Here is a 23,723-nt window from a genome sequence, read left to right as displayed (position 1 = left end):
CACTCAGCGCATAGCTGGAGAACTTCACCTTCTTTTTCCTCACGATGGACATGTCGTCCACCTGCGGGTAGGAAACCATAAAGCTATGCTCATCAATCAAGTTGAACAGTTACCATTTTTCTGCGTTAAACTGATTCATCCCCGGAAGACATAGCCATCCTTGACAACCCCGGTCTATTCGGTGGCGGCCAAGTCATCTGCCTCCGAGGCCGAAACATAGCTTTGGATCGCCGCCATGCCCTTCACCCGGCTGTATTCCCCCCGAGTGAGGCTGGCCATCTCGCTGAATTTGGCATCATTGCCCGATGCGGCGTCCTCCGGAATAAAATGTATGACATTGAAAGAAAAACCACTTTTCTTCTTTTTCCTGCCGATCCCGCTTCGGGTTGGAAGGATGGGCCTCGAGCGGTCCTGGAGGCTCTGAAACGCCTCAACGAGTTCATCCGGCGAATAATTATGCCACGTAATTCCTCCTCCGGGAGGTGTTGGCGCACTCGGCAGATAGGCCATCACCAAGCCTCGATCGCCACGCGTTATAACGCGCGGTGGCTGCCCCTTGCCTCGACGGCGTTCATTTTCCTTTTCGTGCAGCGCCTTGGCCTTCTTAATATTCTCCATATAGCGCCGCTGGTCTTCCTCGCTCCATTTTCTTTTTTTATCATTGTCTGCGACCTTATAGCGATGCGTACCCCAGCGACAGGAGAGCAGAAAGACCACATCCGCACCCTGCTCCATCGCCTGCAATGCGGGACGAGCCCACTCGCCGGGATTGTTCTTCAGCGGTTCCTCTATAATGGTGCCATCAACACGAGCGCCCCCCGCCCCTTTCGTCTTCGTGCCATAGTCCCTGTCACCCATGCCTGTTGAAACCGCATTGAGCGGCTTCAGCCACCCTTCCACCTTGGCCACATTGGAGACACTGGCGGAAACCAGCGAGGGGTACAGGGTGTAACTGGTATTCCCTTCATAGATGGCAATATTGAAAAGGACAGCCGGATTCAATCCCTCGAGAATGCGCACCAGCTCGGATTTAATAATCGTATAGGCCGGAATGCCCCCCATCGTATCGACCATCATGTATCCCGAGGTATCGAGGATTATGAAAACCTTTTCCCCCCGGCTCTTCACCCCGAACAGGCTCATTTCCGGCATATTGAAGCCGAGGCTTCCCGCACCACCCAGGCCGGCACCGGCAGCATTGCCCAACCCGCCTTTGACCCCCGTGATTTCCGGCATTTTAATGTCGGGCATGGTCTGGTTCATTTTTGGTTGCACCACAATGCGCTTGCGCAGCTTCGGTTTCTGCGTCTTTTTCTTTTTAATATTAACCGGAACCTGCAACTTTTTGAGTGCCATTTTGGGACGCTTTACCTCCTTCGCCTCAAAAACCTGATCCTCTTTCGTAATGACGGTAACCGCAACAAATGAAAGCGCAACGACGATAAGCACAGCATGGATCCCCAGACTCACCAGTGCGGCGCTGGACTTGGCATGCTTGGCAAAAAATTTATTTTTCATCGAATTACCATTTAGGGACCTTGAACTGATCCAACACCTGAAGGTTCGTCTCCGGCACCTCCAACGAACAAATTGCACGGCGCAGGTTGCGCATAGCTTCTACACAGGACTTCTCGTCCACCGGCTCCGCCAACGCAATCCCTCCGAGCAACGCCATCGCCACCATTCCCAACTTACGCTTCATCATCATAATCAATCATCCAGCAGAGGTTTATCATCGACTCTCACCACCCAACTCAACTAAACAGTATAGAATATTCCGCACCTGCGCCTATCATCTGTTTGAATGATGGAGGAAAATCGGACGGTACAAAATTCCTGAAACGCACTTCCGAGAAAAACCATTTATTTTTGCCATGGCACCCTCGCGCCAGCCATTCCAGCTCCGGTTCGTTTAATCAAAGAAGGGTGTAATTCCCCGCCCCTCTGGGGCGCACCTTTAAGGAGTTGAGCGCAGTTGTGCTGAAAGCACTACATAGTTTAGCCCATGGCAACGCCATGGGAGCAAGTGTTGGAATTGGAATTTGCCCTGAAGGGGCAACACAAATACACGGACGGGTTGTGTTGCCCCTTCAGGGCAAGTATCTTGGATGTCACGGAACCTTGGGCTTTGCCCAAGGCTAAAATTGTGCAGCGCTTTCAGCGCTGTGGGCTGCAAAGAGATACCCCGACCCTTGGGTCGGGGAGTGTCATTTTCACAAGAAATCAAACTGCTCGGTCCATTTGGGTAATGCTGTGGTCAGCGCGGAGGCTACCGTTCATTTAGAACGCTAAATCTCCGGGACAGTCCATGTGGGAATACCGCTCTGTTCCAACTGCAGCCTGTATTTCACGTGATAGGGATTCGGATCCATTTGCTGCTGACCCTCATTGACCATGAATGGCCTGACCTCATCCCACCAAGTGTCGTAGGCAGCCTGCATAACCTGTACGACTTCCGGCTTCTGTGCATAGAGGTTTTCTGCTTCGCCAGGATCGTTGAGGATGTCGTAAAGTTCCTCATGGTTGACGAGGCGATAGCGTTTATTGCGCACGGCGAAACCGGCTTTCCCGGGTGTTTTGTCATATTTCGACTGATCCGCTTTACCATTTCCCCAGCGCCCAATGTGGAAGAACAGATTGCGGTCCTCCCATGGCGCATCGGGATTCTTCAAGAGAGGAAGCAGACTTTTTCCGTCAATATCCTTCGGAGCTTCACCTCCAGCGATTTCAACCAGCGTGGGCAGCAGGTCGATATGGGCCGTGAGCGCATCGCAGACCGCTCCTTCCTTCAACACACCCTTCCAACGGAAAAACGCCGGCACCTTGGTCCCGCCCTCGTGCGGACTTTTCTTTGATCCTTTCAGTCCGGCATACCAGGCGGTCATCGGTTTCCCTTCCCGGGTTCCCAGTTCACCCGATCCTGTCCCGGCCGCGATAAAACCGTTATCCGACATGAAAATGACGAGCGTATTTTCCTCCAAATCCCACTCTTTTAGGCAGGACATCAGGCGACCGACATTATCGTCAATATTTTCAACCATCCCGTAAAATCCCTGTTGGCTCGGCTTGAATCCATAGCGTCTGAATTTTTCCTTTTTATCATTCGGCGCGATGAAGGGGCCGTGCGGGGCGTTGCTGGCAATGTAAGCAAAAAACGGTTTATCCTTGTTCTGCTTGATCCAGCCCAACGCCTGGGAAAAGAAAATATCCGTACAGAATCCCTTCGTCTTGACGAAGGTTCCGTTATGGCGAATAACCGGATCGTAGTATTTATTTTTGGGCACATCCATCGGCTGGCCGATTCCTCCATAGCCATGGACAAACACCTCGTCGAATCCACGAGCTCCCGGCTGGTATTTTTCCTCCAGACCCAAGTGCCACTTGCCGAAGATGCCGGAAGTATATCCGGCCTTCTTCAGGTATTGAGGCAGCGTAACCGCCGAAAGCGCCATCCTTGACCGGGCTCCGCCGGTATGGGTCACCCCGTTCTTAAAAGGAACATTCCCAGTCAACAGGGCCGAACGGGTCGGCGAACAGGTCGGGCTGACATGGAATGCGGAAAAGGAAGTGCTTTGCGCATGAAGGGCATCGATATGGGGCGTTTCGAGCCAAGGGTGCCCCTGGCATCCCAGTTGCCCGTACCCTTGGTCATCGGTCATGACCAGAATAATATTCGGCTTGCTTCCCGCCAGCGCGGCGGTCGAAGCCAGCGTAGGATGTGCGCTGGCCATGCCTGCCGCCATCACCACACATTTTATGAAAGTTGATTTAGATACGTTCATGTGCGTTCCTTTTCCATTATTGACTATTTTTCCACGGCCCAGTCATCCGTCCGTAACGGTGACGCGGGGAAACCCTCGTTACTGAAGAGGTTGCATTCCGCCGGGTTGTTGGCCCAGGCATAGCGTACCGCAGCCGGCTCTTTAACCTGGGCGGAACTGACCACCACACAATCGGCCCCATCACGGGTGACAATTTCAGCGTCTGCCCATACGAACTTTTTATCGGCTCCGGCGATGGCGAATGTCTTCAGTTTGCCCCCTTTCGCCATGAGCCCTGAGCCGGTATAGTCGAACGCAATAACCACCTTGCCGCCTTCCACCTTGAATGATTTCATGAACGGAGTGGTCGGCGTTCCTTTGCCGTAGGTTTTGTTCAAAATCGTCGAAGCCATGCGACGGCCGACATCCTGTTTGTTTTTAGGATGAATATTTTCAGCTTCCCCGAGATCAATCATCGTGCTGGTAAAAACACCCGGCGTATGGTTAGCGGCATGCACAAAACTCTCGCGAATCACCGCCCAGACATTATCCGCTTCCACCGGATTCACCTGCGGATCTTTAAAGTTGGGCAACTGAACGGAATAAAACGGGAAATCCCGGCCCCACGCCTTCCGCCAGCAACATACCATACGGGCTAACTGAATGCGGTAATGCTCTGCTTGCGCCATTTCTTGTGCGTTGTTTTCACCCTGATACCAGAGGGCTCCCTTGACAGCAAAAGGCGCCAGGGGCTGAACCATCCCGTTGTACAAATTGGAAGGATAGTTTTGATCCAGACGCGGGTCACCCTTCAGTGAAGGCTTGCGGGGAGCACGCCCCTTCTTCCCTTTGGCTGCTGCAACTTTCTTCTCCCATCGCGCTAATAGCTGTTCATAACGGGCCTGCGCTTTTTCAGGGGAATACTCTTTGGCTTTCTCGTCCAGCTCGGCTTTACGTACCAGCGCAAAGGGATCGTCTGCCTGCTCCGCCCACGGGGTCCAGGCCTCAATGCCGGTTCCGCCCCAGCAAGTCGTCAGCAAACCAATCGGAACATCCAGATTCTTATGGAGTTCGCGCCCGGTGAAATAGGCGGTGGCCGAAAAACTTTTAACTGTATTCGGAGAACAAACCGTCCACTCCCCTCCGCAGTCGTCCGCTTTCTCCAACACCGGATTACGCGCCACCATGAAATGGCGGATATGAGGATATTCTGCACCAGCAATATCTTCTCCGGGACTTGCCGTACTCCTAACCGGAACCTGCATATTCGACTGCCCCGAACACAACCAGACATCGCCAGACAACACGTTCTTAAGTTCCACCGTGTTCTTGCCTTTCAGGGTGATCGTGTGCGGGCCACCAGCTGACGGAGTCTGAAGTTTGACGCTCCATTTGCCAGCTTTATCCGCCGTCGTTGATGCCGCGCCCCCCCAACTACCGGTCACGGTCACTTTTTCGCCCGCATCGGCCCAACCCCACACGGGGGCCTGAGTTTCGCGCTGGATAACCATGTTGTCGACAAACAGACCGGCAGGCTTTACATCCGCCATGGCCATGGCGGCAGTGACGACACTCACCGTTGCAACAACAAATCGTTTTGATATCATTTTATACATCCTCATCTTTTAGTTTTTGCTTCTATTTAGGTTGCAGCGGCTTTTCATTTGCGGCGACGCTCTGATGGAGAGGCTGCAGGTCGTCTGTTTCTGTCGATATAGGGCAACGCCCCCTATATCAAATTGGGCGAAAACTATTTTTCTGTTTATGCGCTCGTTGTTGGTCTCAAGGGACTCGTCTATAAGCGTTGGTTGCTTTTCGGCAGTGCTAATGCTCGTTCCAACGGCCATGCTGAGTGCGAGTGTCAATGATTTCCAATGTTGATATTTATTGTAGGGCTTATTCGTCATATGATCCATGTTTCAACCGCTTATTGCACAGGAAAAGCCGACTCAAGAAGCACCTTGATCACGGAATCATGCTCGTCGATGGCCTTGGCCGGAAGGTCAAGCGCGATGGTTGATCCGTCTTGGAAGAGCGAAATCTTTTGATCCGCTCCCTTGGGTGCCAGGAAGGCTGCTGAGGCGGCTTTGACCGGCATCCCGCCAACGCGAAGCTTGCCATTGGCAGGCCACTTCATGACATGGAGGTAGAGGGTTTTCCCATCCTTTGACAGGGAGGCATCGCCCCACTCTGGCCGGGAAGGCAGAGGGTTCGCCTCGGTATCGTAGATCGACTCGTGGTTGTCGCGTATCCAGTCACCGATGCCGGAGAACAACTCGACCGCCTTGGGATCGATCTTGCCGTTGCCCATCGGGCCGCAGTTGAGCAGGTAGCTGCCCCCGGCACAGACCGTGTGGACCAGCCGATGGATGAGTTCCTGCAGGGAGTGATAATGGTGTTCGCCGTGGGCCTTGTAGCCATACGATGAACTCACGCTGTCGGGCGACTCGGTGGTAAGAGGGAGCTTCTTCGGAGGCACCTCTTTGTCCCCCAGCGAGAAGTAGTCGAAGACCTCGAGCATTTCCGGGGTGATGACTTGCTTGGAGGACGCTCCTGCCATGGTGTAGAGACGGGAGTTGATGACGCAGTCGGGGTTAATCCGGCGCACGGCGTCGCTGAACAGGACGGCGCGCTCCCTGGTCATGTTGCGGGGGGTGTCGAACCAGATGAGGTCGATCTGGTAGTTCTTGAGCAGTTCCTCGATCTGCGGCAGGGCCTTGCGCGCGATGTAGGCGTCCATATCGGGTTTATAATCTTCCGGCAGGTCGGGGTGGATGCTTTTTAGTGTGCCTTTGCGAGTAAACGACGAGGAATCCGGGTCGCTCCAATCTTTGGCCTGCGAGTAATACACGCCGAACTTCAGTCCGTGCCTGTGGCAGGCTTCGGAGAGCTCTTTGATGATGTCGCGCTTGAAGGGCGAGGCATCCATCACATCGTAATCCGAGCAGGCGGAATCGAAAAGCGCGAAGCCTTCATGGTGCTTGGCGGTGATGACGACATGGCGCATGCCGGTGGCTTTGAAAAGTTTCACCCACTCCTCGGCGTCGAATTCTGTGGGGTTGAACTGCCCCACGACCTCCTTGCGGTATTCCTTGTAAGGGATCTCGAGATCCATCTGGATCCACTCGGCGTAGTTTTTTGGAGTCACGCGGTCCTTGTATTTCCCGGCAAGCTGGGAATACGCACCGAAGTGGATGAATGCGCCGAACTTGGAATCACGGAACCATTGGTTCAACCGGGCCTCCGTTTCCGGCGGGTGCTTCAGCGTGGACGGCATGATCTTGTCGAAGTCCTTGTTCTTTTTCTCCCCGGCATGGAGGGAGGTTGCGCAGAGGAAGGCGAGTAGCAGAGAAGTGAGAACTGTTTTCATAAAAGGCTCCATTTATTTCGTTATATAGAATGGCGAAAGTCGTATTTATCATTGTGTTCGCGCTCGGTGTTCATAGTTGTGGAGGGATCCAGTCAGGAATACCTGTCTTCTTCTTTTGTAATTCAAACTGAACAATGAATGGTGGCTCCTTATCCAGTGATGCGTCTTCATTGATCATTAAAGATCTGACTTCACTCCACCAGGCGTCATAGGCTTTCAGCATATTTTGGGCGACTTCCGGATGCTCTTTGATGACGTTGTTTTTCTCGCCGGGATCGTTGTCGATATCATACATTTCACGATTTTTGACTAGGCGCCATTGTTCACTGCGCACGGCGAAACCTGTGTATTTTGAATGTTCAGGAACGTGATCCGGCCGTCCCTTTCTGACGCGCATGCCTTTTTTGTTCCATCTGCCTTTGTGGATGAATGTGTATCTGTCCGGCCATTCAGCATCCGGATTCTCAATCAGCGGGATCAGACTTCTGCCGTCAAGATCCAGTGCTTCGGGGGCTTGCGTGCCGGCAAACTGGGCGAGGGTCGGGAACAAGTCATAATGACGTGTCAAACGGTCCACGTCGACACCGGCCTTGATTCTGCCCGGAAGTCTGAAGAACAGCGGGACGCGCGTACCTCCTTCGTTGACGGAACCTTTCTTGCCTTTCATGCCGTAGTTGAAGGTCGCCATGGATGAACCGTTGTCGGTCATGAAGATCAGCAGGGTGGTATCCGCCATGCCCCATGCGTCCAGCTTCTCCATGAGTAGACCCATACTGTCGTCGATATTGGAAATCATCCCGTAAAAAGCGGCCTCTTCGTCTTTGCATTTGTCTTTGTACAAGGCTTTGTACTTTTCAGCTACGATGTATGGAGAATGGGGCGCATTGGCTGAGATATAGGCAAAAAACGGCTTGCGGTTCTCATGCTGCTGTTTGATCCAGCCCAGTGCCTGCCGAAAGAAAACATCCGTGCAGTAGCCCGTTGTTTTCACGAAGGAGTTATTGTGTTTGATGATGGGGTCGAAATAGCCGTTGTTAGGAACATCGGCGCATGTGCCGGGGTATTTTTGGCCGATCCCGCCTGCTCCATGAATAAAAACTTCGTCAAATCCCCGATTATGGGGCTGATAAGGATCTTCATCGCCCAGATGCCATTTCCCGAAGATGCCTGTGGTATAGCCGGCATCCTTAAGCACTTCTGCGATGGTTGTTGCCTTGAGGGTCATCCGTTCCCGTTCCCAGATCGTATGGGTGACCCCGTTTTTGAAGGGTACGCGGCCTGTCATCAATGCGGCCCGCGTCGGGGCACAAGTCGGGCTGGCCTGAAAATCGGTAAAGCGCGTGCTTTGAGTGTAAAGCTTATCCAGATTCGGCGTTTTCAGGAAAGGGTTACCGTGGCATCCAAGATCTCCATATCCCTGATCGTCCGTCATCACGAGGATGATATTAAGTTTGTCTCCCGTTAGAACGATGTCTTCTGCCTTTAGGCTGCTGCAGAATACGCATGAGCTTGCGATGATCAGCGATGCAATTTGTAGTAATGGCATGATTTTCATGGGTCTGTTTTCCTGTTTATCTACTCTAAATACCCGGGGTAGCATTAACCGTTTTCTTCCCTTTACGGGGCGGTGCAAGACGCGGTACCGCGTTAATCGTTGGCTTCCTTTTCTCGATCGGATTGGCTTCGAGCATCTTGCCGGCCTCTAGAAGAATGGATATCGCTTCGTCCTGGACCACACCGTTTCCATCCGGGCCCACATTGAGCAACAGATTGCCACCCTTTTCATTTACATCCTTGAGCTTCTCGTAGACGGTCGCCGCATCTTTCCAATCGTCATCGCCCTTCTTGTAGCCCCAGGATTTATTCATGGTGTAACAGGCTTCCCAATGTTTGGGGAATGCCTCTTCAAAATGCCGTTGCTCTTTACAGACAAAGTCCGCTTCAAACGAGTTACGTTTGCCCACACGATTGTTCATGATTACGTGAGAACTCGCGCCACGCAGGGTGTTGTAAAGGTCAATCCCGTCATTAACGGTCCACCACTGAACCCACTCACCATCAAACCAAAGAATTGCCGGGTCATAATTTTCAATCAGCTCCAGAAGTTGATTCTTTAGATAGGTGACATACGTTTGCTTGTCTTCACCATCATCGCCATCGCGAAGATACGTGCGTCCCCATCTCCAACTCGGTTTATCTGTTTGCAAACTCGGCACCTGTGTCGGGTGATTCCAGTCAAGGACACTGTAGTAGAGCCCGAATTTAATGCCGTGTTTTTTGCAGGCTTCGTTGAGTTCGGCGAGGATGTCCCGTCCTTTGAAGGGCGTACTGCCCACATCAAATTCGGTGTATTCGCTATCCCAAAGGCAAAACCCGTCGTGGTGCTTCGAGGTGATGACTAAGTACTTCATTCCTGCCGCCTTGGCCGTGCGGACAATGAGGTCGGCATCAAATTGAGTCGGATTAAAATCCTTGATGATTTCTGCATATTCTTCTCTGGGAATCTCCAAATCTGCTTCGATCCACTCTGAATACTTACCACGCATTGGCTGGCCCTTAAATTCGCCGCCTAGCTGTGAATAAACACCAAAGTGAATAAACAAACCGTATTGTGCATCCACGAACCATTGCATGCGCTCGTTGTAGGCCTCGAGAGACTCTTCCACAAAAGTCGGCTGCTGTTCGGCACTGCTAATGCTTGCGTCGATAGCTGTGGCAGCTTTCGCTTTCTTCCTTGCTTCTGCATTAGCTTTACGTTCAGCCGAGGTTATTATTCCATCTCCGTTCGTGTCTATCGCTACATACCTTTTTTCCTCCCGATCTATTCTGAAAGGGTTTCCGCGGTCTTCTTGAAGCGCTTTCTGCTGCGCGATCCACTCTGCTTTGGTCACGTTTTTAGGTGCTGCCTGAATGCCGGAAACCATAATCATTACAAAGACCCACATCATCTGTTTTTTCATATGCATCTCCTGTCATTAATCACTCCAATACCGCGCGTTCAGGAACCCGATGCACGCAGACAAGGAAAAACATAACCCATCCGCTGAATCCGCACATCATGCATATAGATGATAGTCCTCACGGGTGCGGAGAAGGGAATCACTCAAGTCAAACAGTTCATTTTTTGATTTCCCGTTACAGCTCCACGTTAAGCGCAATGAACTTCGCATCCTCGACGGCTTCGGTGCGGTTGGTCACGGTTTTGCCATTCCACTCCGTTCCATTGCCGCCTTGCAGGCGGCCTCTCTCGACTTCGTCTCGGGTCCAAACATTGGAAACATCTATACCTACTGCGGCACGCGGCTTCCAACCATTGAAACTTCTCTGTGGCTCCGTGACTTGAGCGAGAAACGAGCGGGTGTGAGATATCCCCCGGCACTAAAGCTCCAAGGGCCGTCTATTCGACGAACTCAATCATCAAACGCATGAATCCCTCGGCATCCAGCGGGATCCGGTTGGTGACCGATTCAAAATCGCTGTCGAGCGATCCGGCCCCGGTCTCGGCAATGGTATTGGTGCTCCAGGCGGCGGAGACCAGATTGGAGGTTGCCTCCACGGTATAATTCAGACCGCGCGCGGCGGCATCATTCCGGCGGGCGTAAACATATTCAAACCAGTAAGTGCCATTTTCTCCGAAAGTTCCAAGGACTGGAATATGCCCCCGGTCGGAGCCATTGGTCGGATTGCCGTCCAACGCATATTCACTGAGATTGTCGAGCACATCGCCATCCGGGTCGGCATCGTATACCGCATGGGTGCCGGTCAGCCCGTACCCGTCCGCCCAGTCTACAAAAAACGTCGTTGAGGAAGCCATTCCGAGCTCAAGCTCGGCCAGCTGTGTATAGGCATTTCCGTTGTTGGCGGTAATGTTCAGGCGATAGACTTTATAGGCCGTGCTGTTGCTGAACGGATAGGTCTTGGTCTGGAACCGGGCCGTAAAGTCCTGGTTCGTCCGTACATCCAGGGTATCCCAGCTCATGCCGCCGTCATTGGATCCCTGAAATTCCCAATCCTTTGGATCCCTTGCATCACCGTCATTGGCCGAGGTGATGCTGTATTGCGTCATGGCCGCGGCATTTGTGCTCGTATAATCGTAGGCAATCCAGGCCGTATTCGTGAAGGTCAGCCACTTGGTATTGACGTCGCCATCAAAGGCTTTTACCGCGGTTTCATTAGGCGTGTTTTCCCCCGAGGCCACTACGACCGCCTGTGTCATGGCCGCATTGATCTTGAACAGTGTATCAAAATTTATGTCTTCAATTAAGGATCCCTGCCGGTTGAGGCTCCAGGTCATCATGCCCCCGGCCTCGACCGCCCGGGTTGTCCAGTCGATTGCCTGCAGGGCGGGGAACGCTTCTCCGGCGTTCCACGTCCGTTGCAGCGGGATGAACGCATGTGCCAAGGCGCCCTTGTTTGGATCGTCAACTGGATCACCGTTCTGATCCAACCACGGTCCGGCCTCAATATTTTCGATCATGAGCAAATTGGCCGGTTGCCAAGGCTCGTTGGCTTTCACGCTAAACGGATGCCCGGAGGTATAGTCGCACCAGGGCGAGCTTTTCAGCGGGGCTCCACTGGTTACCGGAATTGCGATTATAGCCTTGGGATTGCCGAGCCGGGCGGCATCGACATACCGTTGCTGATTCTCTGGGGAAAGATTATTAACGCCGTCATACCACCACCCATCGATTTTATCCCCATATTTCAAGGAATAATATTTAATGATCAGATCCGCCACGGCATGGTGGTGATCGGTATATCCCAGCGAGGCAATATGGTTTGTCCAGTTATCCCAGGCACCGGGCGGACAGGAAGACTCCTTGATGCCGTGTGCGGCCTGATAAACGATTACAGGACGGTTGTCGCCTCTCCTCTCCAGTTCGTCCACCACCTCCATCAACAGGTCCCGTTCCGTGGGGAACATGTTGGTGTTAACGACCGAAGCCAATTCCGGATGAGACGATGTATAGAACGTAGCAATGGCTCCGTGACTCAAGTTAAGGAAGTGGTATTTGGCGGTATCCAGTTGGACCAACTGATCCACAAAAGCGGACACATCAAAATTAGTAAAATCGATCCGTTCGGTTCCATTGTTCTTCGCCGGGAGCTGCACGCGCGGGCACCAGCCGCCCATGTAAGGCATGGTTCTAGGAACCACAACCTCTTCGGACAGCGCAAATTGCTGGACGATAGCCCCATGCCAGTTTTGCGCCGTGGTATAGGTTTCCGTTACCAGGATCCCCGCATAATTCAGGTTGGTCAGGCTCAGCGTCCCGACCGAAGCTCCGGTCGCCGAGCCGATATTCGCATTGCCGTCAAAGGCAAACCACTCGCTGGCTGCAGTGTCACCCAGCGTATAGGTCGCATAATCCGTGCCCACATCGTTGTCAACGACCGCACTGACGCAGCATTGGCCACCATTCTCTACAAACCAGCAAAAAGACTGGGTGTCGGACGCGACGCGTTTTTTAAGCGTGACGGTCATGGCACGCAGAGGCAAACCCGTAGCCGAAAAAGCCCCGGCATCGAACGCGATCAGTTGCGAAAACGGCGACACGGCATCATTGGTTATTGAGGTGTCGTCGCCACCGCCACAGTACACCGCATCGAATCCTTCGTTAATCTGGCCGGTATGGCGAAGCTGGGTAACCTGTCCCATGGCCAACTTGATGTCCGCCTGCGTTCCGGGCGAGTCGATCGTCTGATCGGTCGTGTTCCAGACGGTGTCCGATTCGGTCCAGTTGTTTGGTGAATTAATGTTGGACGTAAGGTTCGTTATATCCGAACGGGTTCCATCCCACAGGACCGTTGCCGCCGGCGCCGCGCAGGACATAAGCAGAAGCATTCCGAATAGGGTTCTCTTTTTTATCATTTCAAGCCTATCCTAAGAGAGCTCCTCCAGAAACTGAAGGAGCTCTTTTCAACATGTTCAATGGCGCAGAAACTACATCATAATTCTGCGACGGATAAACAGCACTCCTACCCCGAAGGAGGCGATCATGCCCAGCGTGGCCGGTTCAGGAATCGTCACGCTAATATTGTCGACGTCGAAGCTCGGAGCCTCAATATCCAGCATTTGCTGAACCCATGCCAACGCCAGATAATCCCCGGCCACGCCTGCCTCGGTCAGTTCGACATCAAAGCTCACCGTTCCATTGGCCGAGATGCCCGATCCCTCGGTGCCGGCGCCCCAGGTGTTACCGAGGTCGGTCCATACTGCTGCCGTGCTGCTTTTATCTCTTCTTGGAACGGCGGGAGACGTGTCATTATCGATATTATCCAACGTGATATGGCCGGTATCAAGGCCGCTTCCTTCAAATACCTTAAAGCCCGAGTAGCCAGGCGTCGTACCCGTGCCGGCTACAAAGTTCAAGACATCGAATGAGACGGTATAGGTTCCCGCGGCCGCAGCCGACGTATCGATAAATACCGACAGACCCCGATTACGATTAGCTCTGTCGTTTGTGTCGATGTGAAGCACACCGGTGCTCGTGGTCACGCCAAGGCCATCGGAGCCATTGTACTCGCCAAATGCGAAATATGTCCCCAATGAGCCAGTGGCACCTATCGCCGTGAGGCCGTTGACTGCTGCAAACCCCGGATCGGTCGAGAAATCCTCGTTGTAGAGATCTGCACTCACCTGCGAGGTAGCCGCCATGACCGCTGTGATCATTATTCCTGTCCATAGTTTCTTCATTTTGTTCTCCTTTTCCTTGTTATGGCGGCGGTGCATGCACCGCCGCCGCAATTTCGTTTTAACAATCGATTACTGGCTCACATCCAGTTTGATGAACTTGGCGTCGGTAGAGGCCTCGGTCCGGCTGGTGACGGTCTTGAAGCCGCCGGACTCCGCCGTTTCGCCAACCAACTCGACGTCGTTGGTGTCGACTGCGGTGAAGACCAGATCCGGAGTGGCACCCACCGTGAAGGTCAGGCTCGGATCCTGATTTTGATTATAGACATGGTAGAACCAGTCGGTCCCGGCATCGTCGGCCATATAGGTGCTCGGAGAAACCGCAGCCGCGTCGTCGTTGGTCGGATTGCCGCCGAGGGCGTATTCCATCAGGTTTTCGAGCCCATCGCCAAGTCCGCCGTTTTCCACATCGGCATTCCCGTTGGTATCAGCGCCGGTCAGGCCATAGGAAAGCGCCCATGAGTCATACGAGTCGACAATTTGAACCTCCTCCCGGCACTGAAAATACATCGCCTCGGCTCCCGCAAAGGTTTGGCCCTCGGGACAAGAAACATCGGCGTAGTAGCCGACTGCAGTGATATTATCCAGCGTCGGCGTTGCGGCCGCACCAATGACGGCTGTTCCGCCAGAAAACGGCGTGAAGAGATTCCAGGAAAGGGTCGAAATGTTGGCCGAATGGGTTGCATAGCCCGAACTGTCGAATGCATAGGTATTCGCGCTGATGTACCACTGACTATCCTGCTCAACTAGCCATTGGACTGACCCGGTATTAAGTTTATTCGCAACCCCTCGAACCATAATGGAAAAGTCTGTGACCGCCCGATCCGCCGTCAGGAAATCCTGCCAGACGAGCATGAACTGGATGTTATTTTCATACCCCGAAACGTTGGATGTGTTCCGGATATAATCTCCGGATGCATCGTCGACAATCTCGGATTCCTCATTGGCAATCGATCCAGCCCCATAAATGTTGGGCGACCGGGTGATGCCTGCATTCGGATAATAACCGGCATATCCTCCAGTAAGCAGGTCTCCATCCCACGTGGTCTGCATATTGTTCGCATTATTGATCGTGGTTACCGCAATAATGTCGGTCTCACCTTCGGCAGAACCCCACTGAACCATAACACCGGCCGGCGGCGGCACAACCACCTCGATGGAAACCGTGGCCGGTTCGCTGTTTGCTTCGCCATCGTTAACCGTAAAGGTGAAACTGTCGGCACCCTCATAGTCTGTGTTTGGCGTATAGGTCAGGTCCGGAGCCGTCCCCGTCAACACACCATGGGTGGGCGTACCCACATCATAGGTCAGGGGGCTGCCTTCCGGATCGCTTCCGGTCAATGTGATGTCCACAAATGAATTCTTCTCTGCCTTTACGCTCTGCGCGTCGGCAACAGGCGGCTGTTGCATATTTACAGAAATCGAAACCGTGGAGGGCGCACTGGTTGTACCGCCATTGTAAACTGTAAAGGTGAAGCTGTCTGGCCCGAGATAATCCGTGGTCGGCGTATAGGTCAGGTCCGGAGCCGTTCCGGTCAACACACCGTTGGTGGGCGTATCCTCCACGGAATAGGTCAGGTTGCTGCCTTCCAGATCGCTTCCGGTCAACGTGATGTCCACGAATGAATTCTGCACCACGTCTACGCTCTGCGCGTCTGCAACTGGCGGCGGAGCACCCACACCCACCCACACGTTATCGACGTCGAATGTTGGAGCCAATTCCGTGCCAAGTGTCCTCACCTGAGTGAGTGCCAACGCCAGATAATCCCCGGTCTGGCCTGCCTCGGTCAGTTCGACTTCAAAGCTCACAAATCCATTGCTCGAGATGCCCGTTCCTCCGGCGCCGGTTTCGCCGAGCGCGACCCATGTTGCCGTCCCGCCGGTTTTTTTTGGAACGGCGCCATTCGTAGCGTTATCGACATTATCTATATCGAGATAGCCGGTATCAAGGCCGCTTCCTTCAAACACCTTGAATCCCGCCGTACCCGTGCCGTCGACCCAGTTGGCGACATTGAATGAGACGGTATAGGTTCCCGGGCCCGCAGCCGATGTATCGATAAATACCGACAGGCCCCGCGAACGCGCACCGGCGCCCTCGGTGTTTGAGTCGATGTGAAGCACACCGGCGTCCGTGGTCTCACCAATGTCACCGGAGCCATTGTATTCGCCAAATGTGAAATAGGTCCCCACTCCGTTCGTGTCGGAACCTATCGCCGTGGTGCCGGCGTTGGTATACCCCGGATCGGTCGAGAAATCTTCTTCATAGAGGATCGTTCCCTCCACCGGCTGCTCAAACACCACGATGGAAACCGTGGCCGGTTCGCTGTCTGTTTCGCCATCGTTAACCGTAAAGGTAAAGCTGTCTGGCCCGAAATAATCCGTGTCCGGCGTATAGGTCCAGTTGTTAGTCGCGCCGGTCAACACACCGTTGGTGGGCGTACCCACAGAATAGGTCAGGTTGCTAGTTGCCGTTTCCAGATCACTTGCGGTCAATGTGATTTCAAGGGACGTATTCTTCTCTACGACTACGCCTTGCGCGTCGGCAACAGGCTGAGTGTTCAGATTTACCGAAATCGAAACCGTGGCCGGTTCGCTGTCTGTTTCGCCATCGTTAGCCGTAAAGGTAAAGCTGTCTGGCCCGGTGTAATCCGTGTCCGGCGTATAGGTCCAGTTGTTAGTCGCGCCGGTCAACACACCGTTGGTGGGCGAACCCACGGAGTAGGTCAGGTTGCTGCCTTCCGGATCAATTGCGACCAATGTGATGTCCACGAATTTATTCTGCACCACGTCTACGCTCTGATCATCGGCGACTGGAGGAAGGTTTGGTCCAAAAAACACATCGACCAGCACATTGTCGATGTCGAATGTCGGAGCCAATTCCGTGCCAAGTGTCCTTATCTGGGCAAATGCCAACGTCATATAATCCCCGGCCACGCCTGCCTCGGTCAGTGCGACATCAAAGCTATACGTTCCATTGGCCGTGATGCCCGTTCCACGGGAGCCGGTGTCGCCGATCACGGCGCTGGGTGCCGTTCCTTGTTCCCGCGGCCAACTGTCGCCAGCACTGTTACCGCCAACATCCCACTGGGCATAGAGGGTATCCAAGCCGCTTCCTTCATGGACCGCCATTCCCGCCGTACCCGTGCCGTCTACAAAGTTGGTGACATCGAATGAGACGGTATGAATTCCCGCGACCCAAGTCGACGTATCGATAGTTACCGTAAAGCCCCGATTACGCGCACTGCTGCCGCTGGTGTTTGAGCTGATCTGAAGCGCACCGTTAGTCTGGGTTATGCCAATGTCAGCTGTGCCACCCCACTCGCCAAATGCGTGATATGCTGCCGTTGAGCCAGCGGCACCTACCGCGTGGTCATTGGAGGGGGTATACCCTGGATTGGTCTCGAAATCCTGAGTGTAAAGCTGTGCACCCGCCTGCGCCGCAACTGACAGCACCAAGGCTGCCGTGAATAATTTTATTTTTCTCATCATCTTAACTCCTCCATTTACTAGTTAACACACAGATCGAGATCCACGCAGATCTCCCAATTCGAATTCTAGAGTAGCACCCCCAAACGATCTGCCTATCATCTATTTAGATGATGTCGCCATCACGTGAAAAAGCGCCCGGCAGGGGCATCAATCGATTGAGATAAAGTATTACCTGAATCCGTTAGACAATACCTCTTAATTAATAGTTACCTGTTGGACCAGAATGACTAATACATCCGTTCGCTAAAACAAAAAACCAACCCAACAGGTGAAGAAATGAAACACTATAAGCTTAAGACCGGCAAGGGCGAACTCAACTCAACCAGCGGAAATCACCTTTGCAGCCTCGTGCTCGGCAACCTTCCAAAGGCAACGCTCCCCCCGAATTTCCAACCACGCCGCTCAGATGCCATCGCCGACCGCGACATCCTGCTCTGCGCCATGGTCGCATTCAACCTGCTGCGCACCCTCGGACAAGAGGTCATCAAGCGCAAAGCCACAGCCCCGCAAAGGATCAACGCCAAGCGCTGGCGGCTCAAAACCGTACTTCAAAACATCATCTACTGCGCCGTCCGGCTCGTCCGACACGGCGGGACAACCGAACTGCACCACGGTAAACGATGCCCCTGGTTCGATGTCATACGCGACATCGCCAGCTCCTACGCATAACCAGACCATCCATCAACCGCGCCCACCGCCCACGCGGAAGAAGCCGTGCGCCTGCGAAAGGGAAAACCGGGCCTTTGCAGCCAGGAAATCAGGGAGTTATCCGAACCGGGGCAATGAAATCAGGGACACGGAGCAATCGTGCAGGTAAACGCGGGCCAAAATGAAGAGTTGATCAGCTCTTGAATACCGAGTGTTCGTTAGCCAACGGATTCAGATATTCTTCTTTTTTTGAGCTAATTCCGAAATAGAGCGCCATAGCTGCGCATGAAGCAGCACGGCCTTGCTTCTTCATTTCACCTTCCAGATTTCGCCTTGAACCAGCTTGCCATCCGAGTTGGCATCGTGCGGCCCAAAGAACGGCGCATAGGTTGCCAGGTATTCTTCGAGCGTTATCGTGCCGTCGTTATCCGCATCGATGTGCTTAAAGAGAACGGCCGATTTATATTCGTCCGCTATCAGCGCGCCATCTTTATCGGCATCCGACTTGGCAAATTGCTGTTTCCAGTAGAGGTTATATTCCGACCGCGTAACCTTTCTGTCCCGCTCCTCCAATTTATCCATCATTCCGAACAGATAGTTCCAGCAGGGTGTCTGCTCATTCAATTCAGGCTTCCCTTTCTTCAATCCAAGGGCACTCATCATCGCGGGCATAATCACCTGGAGCGCCCCGTCGCGGACGGGGTGAATCCCGTCCGGAACATATTGAATAAAAAGCCCGGGATCTTCATTCAGGAGTTTTTCCCAGTTCGGATAGTGATCGATCAGCAGGAATCCCCGCGCCTTCGCCACATCGCGGTACATCTGATAGTAGGTGACGAGGTCGGGCCGGCGATCCGCATGATGAGAAACCGCCGGATCCATCGTCATGAGAATAATTTTACAATCAGGCTGCGCCGCCAGAAGCCGGTCGATCATATCCTCCAGATTTTCGCGCGCTTTCTCCACGCTGACTTTGCGGCTGGCCACCGCATCATTGATCGCGAACTCAATGAACATCGTGTCGGGCTTTTTCTGAATCACCCGTTCATCAAACGATTTCCGGCCCCACTCGGAATTGCTCCCGCCCCGGGCGCTGTTGATGAGCGTGATCTGGCCGGGATAATTCTGTTCAAGCACTGCCCGGAGCTGATCTACCCATGCTCCCACCGCCGTCAGGCTGGTGCCATAGACCACCACGGTTTGCTTCTCTCCGGCTTCCAATCTTGAAACCCGTGTTTTTGGGGAGCCTTCAGTAACCGGTTTGGCGGCGGGCTTCAGCGCAGCGTTCACAGGAATTTCAGCCTCTGTGGTAAAAACAGAAGCGGGCAGACCCTCTTTGTTGTAAAGATTGGCTGCTTCAGGATTCTGTGCCCACGCATACCGGACAACGGCCGGCTCCGCTACTTCCGGATGAGAAACCGCAATCGTGTCCTTGCCCGTAATTTCAGCCTGCGCCCATTTCCATTGACGATCCTTGCCGCAAATCTGGAAGTATTTCGGTGGTTCATCCGTTTTCTGCGTATCGGCCATCCCGGTTTTGTTCCCCGTCATCAGCCCGGAACCCGCATGGTCGAACGTGATGATCACGCGATCACCCTTGATTTTATGATGTTTGTAAAGGGGCCCGCTGCAAGCTGGGACATTCCTGTTGTAATCATGTTTCAACGCCCACAGAGCCAGCCTTTTGCCCACGTCCATCTTGTTGTGCGGATGGATGTCATTGGCCTCGCCGATATCATTCAGCACCGCCATGCCGGTGTTTTTCAGGCTGAGCGTCCTCCGTTGCTGATCGCAGATCGACGCCCATCCGTTGAACTCAACAGGTTCCGTGACGGGCGCTTTGAAGTTAGCCAACTGGGCAAAATAGAACGGAAAATCGCCCTGATCCCAGTGCTCGCGCCATGCACTGATCATCGCCCGGAAATTGTGTTCATAATTTTCAGTATTGTGGCTGGCATTGTTTTCCCCCTGATACCAGATCGCGCCTTTCATGGCATAGGGAATCACCGGATTAACCATCGCATTAAACAGCGTCGCCGGCATCTGCTTGTTTTCTTTCGGATTACTCGCAGGTCTGGGTTTGCGGCCTTTCTTGGTGGTCTCCCATCTTTTCAACGCGGCCTGATATCGCTCCTCCACCTTTGCCGGATTCCATTTTGAAATTTGATCCTTCAGCCCTGTGCTTTCGCGCTCAAAATAAGCGGCCATTTCATCATCCTTCAGATACTCCCCGGCAGGGATCCAAGGCTCCACCCGGGTTCCGCCCCATGCGCACTTAATCAAGCCCACCGGAACACCAAGCTCCTTGCGCAGCTCGCGGCCGAAAAAGTAGGCCGTCGCCGAAAACGCCGGATTGTTCGCCGCCGAAGAAGCCTTCCAACGGCCTTTTAGCGCATCCAGCGACTCAAATGGAGAGGTGTTTTTCTCAACCTCAAACTGACGGAAAAGCTCATCCTGCGCCGTTTCCATCTCCTGCCTCACACAGGTGGCCGCAGGCTCATATTTTTTCTCCGTCCGCGACGAGGTCTTGGCCAGCATGTTCAATGCAAAATCCATATTTGACTGCCCCGAACAGAACCAGACCTCCCCGGAGAGCACATTTTTGATTTCAACCGTGTTGTCCCCCTTGATCGTAAGTGTGTACGGCCCGCCCGCCGCCGGCGTTTGCAGTTTAACACTCCATTTACCGGACTCATCTGCTTTCGTTGATGCGGTTTCCCCCCAGCTTCCGCTGACCATCACCTTTTCGTCCGCATCCGCCCGGCCCCAGACGGGGGCCTGCGTCTCGCGCTGAAGCACCATGTTATCCGCAAACAGCGCGGCCGGCCGAACATCGGCAAAACCGGCGCTGGACACCAAAAGAGCAATGGCGGCAGTCATTACGTTTGTGTTCATTTTCATCTCCAATCGATTCCATCCTTGTGAATAGTTTTCCTGTGCTTTTCCATTTCCCAGGCCGCACCCCAAACTGAACGGGGATTTTGGCAATGCACTATAAAAAACCAACATGCCCGAATCCTTGAATGATGCATATCATCCATTTAGATGATGCCAGTAAACAACAGGAATAGCGCCCGGAGCGGGGCGACCTCAGTGTAAAACCATCACCTTCAGCCTTCTCCCAAAAGCAGAACGGGTGCAGAATCGTTTGGGTTGCCGCTTCGCTGCCGTCGCAAGCTCCAGCCTCATGGTGTGTCGCTCGTAGCGAGCGATCCGATAGATCAAAGACATCATCTAAACGGATGATATCCAGGCTCTGGGTTATGAGAGAACATACACGGCTGTTAGAAAAGGGAATTTGAATAAACAGGGTGCCTGCATTCGAATAGCGCCTCAAGGTGAACAAAAGTGATAAGGAATTAAATATGAAACTTCACATTAAATCGTTTCGTAAAATCAGGTTGCTCTCATTCGTAATCTTGGCGACACAGATGGCGGCAGCAGCTACGGAAAAAACGAACCCCGTTGACTACATCAACCCCGTGATCGGCAATAGCGCACAGAAACGGTGCGGAAGAACCATCCCCGGACCCAATATGCCATTTGGCCTGATGCAGCTTAGCCCGGACACGATAACGGGGAAGGGAAAAACCAGCGGATACAACTATTTCGACAAAACCATCGAGGGATTCAGCGTCAACCGCATGCCGGGCGTGGGATTCGGGGGATCGTTGGGCAACTTCCAGGTCATGCCAACCACCGGAAAAATCAAGTTTCACAGTGGTTCCAACACGCTTGACCTATATAAAACCAAAGGGTCGGGATGGAAGTCCGAGTTCAGCCATGACGACGTGGTCGCCGAGGCGGGCTACTACAGCGTCATGCTCCAAAAATACAAGATCCAGACCGAGCTGACCTGTACCCAGCGCGCCGGCATGCTGCGGTTTACCTTCCCGAAGTCCGATTCCAGCCATATCCAAATCGACTTGGCCCGCAAAATCGGCGGCTATTCAGGAAAGCAGCACAACATCGTGGTGGAAAACGGCACGATCAAGGGAAAGATCCGCTGCTGGGGCGAAGGGAACGGGTTTGCCAAAGGAACCAAATACAATCTCTACTACTACGCCCAATTCGATAAGAAGTGGGATTCGTACGGCCTCTGGAACATGGGCGATGATCTGGGTGCCAAACCGGATGTTGAGAATAAGGACCTCGGCTTCTACGCCAACTTTGCCACGACGGCTGGCGAACAAATCACCATGAAGGTTGGCATCTCCTATGTCAGCATGGAAGGCGCCCAAGCCAACCTCGAACAGGAACTGACCCACTGGGACTTCGATGCCGTCAAGGCTCAGGCACGCCAAACCTGGAAAGATGAAATCAACGGCATGCTGACCACCCAAGGTGGAACCGAAGACCAGAAAATGATCTTCTACAGCGCGCTCTACCGTACCATGATGTATCCGTGCGACTTTACGGATGTGGATGGAAAATACTGGGGCGCCGACAAAAAAATCCATGGTGGAAAAGACTACACCACGCGGATGGGCTTCAGCGGATGGGATGTTTATAGACACGTGTTCCCGATGCTGACCCTCGTTCGTCCGGACATCGTCAACGATCAGGTCAACACCTTCCTGGATATCTGCACCCTGACGGGGAAAACCTATCCGTTGTGGCAGATGATGGGCGACTATACGGGCGCGGGTCTGGGCGACCCCGGGATTTCGGTAACCGTGGATGCCTATATGAAGGGCATTCGCAACTTTGATGTCGACCGCGCCTATGAAATTGCCATCCAGGAGGCCACCGGCCCGAATTCCACCCGATATTATCCGGATGAAATGAACTCTCACGGGTACGTATACAGCCACCCGAAGATGGCCATCTCGCTGACGTTGGAGAATACCTACGGCGACTGGTGCATCAGCCGCTTTGCCGAAACCTTGGGCAAAACCAAGGATGCCAAATTCTATGGCAAGCGCGCCGGCGAGAACTATAAAAAACTTTTTGATCCCAACGTCGGCTGGATGCGCTCAAAGGATGCCAAAGGAAACTGGAAGAACCCGTGGACCGACAAATTTTCGAGAGCGGGCTGCAAAGAGGGCAATACCTACCAATGGAGCTGGTTTGTGCCGCATGACGTTCAGGGGCTAATCGATCTGATGGGCGAAAAGCGTTTCGCGTCTGAGCTGGAAGAACTTTTCGAAGGCGCCCCGGCGGACTTCTCCCCCGGCAACCCATACTACAACCATTCCAACGAGCCGGTTCACCAGATCATCTCCTACTTCAACTTTGTCGGCAAGCCGTGGCGGACGCAGTACTGGACCCGCACCGTGCTGGACGGCGCCTACGGAACCGACCACAACGGACTCGCCCACAACGACGACTTTGGCCAGCTCTCCGCCTGGTATGTGTTGAATGCGATAGGCTTAAATCCGGTGGCACCCGGCGAAAACGTTTGGCATATCGGCAGCCCGGTCTTCGACGAAATCGAGATCAACCTAGACGAGCAATACCATCTCCGCACTCAGGGCAAGACCTTCAAGATCGTCGCCAAAAATAATGCGCCGAAAAATTACTATATCCAATCGGCGACCCTCAACGGCCAGCCGCTGAACCGCACGTGGATCACGCACAAAGAACTGATCTCCGGCGGAACCCTCGAACTCGTCATGGGACCGACCGAAAGCAAATGGGGCAGCGCCAAAAACAATCGTCCGCCGTCGATGAGCAACGGAACATTCCCGAAAGCCATCGAACGGGGAAGATAAAACCCAGTGATTTAGTTAAGTTCCAAAGGCAGAATAACCGGAATCGT

General features: G+C 53.4%; 13 protein-coding genes. 2 read left to right on the top strand and 11 right to left on the bottom strand.

Annotated features, from left to right (window positions below):
* Positions 1 to 174 precede the first annotated feature (174 nt).
* The 10 genes from SCARR_RS02155 to SCARR_RS02110 all read right to left on the bottom strand — a co-directional run bounded on the left by SCARR_RS02155 (position 175) and on the right by SCARR_RS02110 (position 17,314).
* Positions 175 to 1,518, bottom strand: coding sequence for a vWA domain-containing protein (locus SCARR_RS02155; RefSeq protein ID WP_136059880.1), 1,344 nt, complete (start codon positions 1,516 to 1,518; stop codon positions 175 to 177).
* Positions 1,519 to 1,522: 4 nt separating this feature from the next.
* A complete protein-coding gene (locus SCARR_RS02150) occupies positions 1,523 to 1,708 on the bottom strand; it encodes a hypothetical protein (protein WP_136059879.1) in 186 nt (61 codons plus the stop codon).
* 580 nt (positions 1,709 to 2,288) lie between these two features.
* Positions 2,289 to 3,782, bottom strand: coding sequence for an arylsulfatase (locus tag SCARR_RS02145; protein WP_222846144.1), 1,494 nt, complete (start codon positions 3,780 to 3,782; stop codon positions 2,289 to 2,291).
* 23 nt (positions 3,783 to 3,805) lie between these two features.
* On the bottom strand, positions 3,806 to 5,368 hold the full coding sequence (locus SCARR_RS02140; RefSeq protein ID WP_168432912.1) for a sialate O-acetylesterase: 1,563 nt from the start codon (positions 5,366 to 5,368) through the stop codon (positions 3,806 to 3,808).
* A gap of 320 nt (positions 5,369 to 5,688) precedes the next feature.
* Positions 5,689 to 7,131, bottom strand: coding sequence for an alpha-L-fucosidase (locus SCARR_RS02135; protein ID WP_168432911.1), 1,443 nt, complete (start codon positions 7,129 to 7,131; stop codon positions 5,689 to 5,691).
* Between the two features lie 70 nt (positions 7,132 to 7,201).
* On the bottom strand, positions 7,202 to 8,677 hold the full coding sequence (locus SCARR_RS02130; protein ID WP_136062082.1) for a sulfatase-like hydrolase/transferase: 1,476 nt from the start codon (positions 8,675 to 8,677) through the stop codon (positions 7,202 to 7,204).
* Positions 8,678 to 8,711: 34 nt separating this feature from the next.
* Entirely contained in the window at positions 8,712 to 10,091 is a 1,380-nt protein-coding gene (locus SCARR_RS02125) for an alpha-L-fucosidase (RefSeq protein ID WP_168432909.1), read from the bottom strand.
* A 437-nt stretch (positions 10,092 to 10,528) separates the two neighbouring features.
* Positions 10,529 to 13,003, bottom strand: a complete 2,475-nt coding sequence (locus SCARR_RS02120) for a discoidin domain-containing protein (RefSeq protein WP_136059875.1) — start codon at positions 13,001 to 13,003, stop codon at positions 10,529 to 10,531.
* Positions 13,004 to 13,075: 72 nt separating this feature from the next.
* Positions 13,076 to 13,828, bottom strand: coding sequence for a hypothetical protein (locus tag SCARR_RS02115; protein WP_136059874.1), 753 nt, complete (start codon positions 13,826 to 13,828; stop codon positions 13,076 to 13,078).
* A gap of 69 nt (positions 13,829 to 13,897) precedes the next feature.
* On the bottom strand, positions 13,898 to 17,314 hold the full coding sequence (locus tag SCARR_RS02110) for a beta strand repeat-containing protein (protein WP_136059873.1): 3,417 nt from the start codon (positions 17,312 to 17,314) through the stop codon (positions 13,898 to 13,900).
* A 276-nt stretch (positions 17,315 to 17,590) separates the two neighbouring features.
* On the opposite strand from SCARR_RS02110, the gene SCARR_RS02105 reads away from it, so the two are divergent.
* A complete protein-coding gene (locus tag SCARR_RS02105) occupies positions 17,591 to 17,983 on the top strand; it encodes a hypothetical protein (RefSeq protein ID WP_136059872.1) in 393 nt (130 codons plus the stop codon).
* Positions 17,984 to 18,271: 288 nt separating this feature from the next.
* Here the strand turns inward: SCARR_RS02105 and SCARR_RS28000 are convergent, their stop codons facing one another.
* Positions 18,272 to 20,857 carry a sialate O-acetylesterase gene (locus tag SCARR_RS28000; RefSeq protein ID WP_168432907.1) on the bottom strand — a complete coding sequence of 862 codons (2,586 nt, stop codon included), beginning with the start codon at positions 20,855 to 20,857 and terminating at the stop codon, positions 18,272 to 18,274.
* Positions 20,858 to 21,327: 470 nt separating this feature from the next.
* On the opposite strand from SCARR_RS28000, the gene SCARR_RS02095 reads away from it, so the two are divergent.
* Positions 21,328 to 23,676, top strand: a complete 2,349-nt coding sequence (locus SCARR_RS02095; RefSeq protein ID WP_136059871.1) for a GH92 family glycosyl hydrolase — start codon at positions 21,328 to 21,330, stop codon at positions 23,674 to 23,676.
* Positions 23,677 to 23,723: the final 47 nt, after the last annotated feature.

This window comes from Pontiella sulfatireligans (assembly GCF_900890705.1).
GTDB lineage: Bacteria > Verrucomicrobiota > Kiritimatiellia > Kiritimatiellales > Pontiellaceae > Pontiella > Pontiella sulfatireligans.
This window is presented reverse-complemented; position numbering and strand designations above follow the sequence as displayed.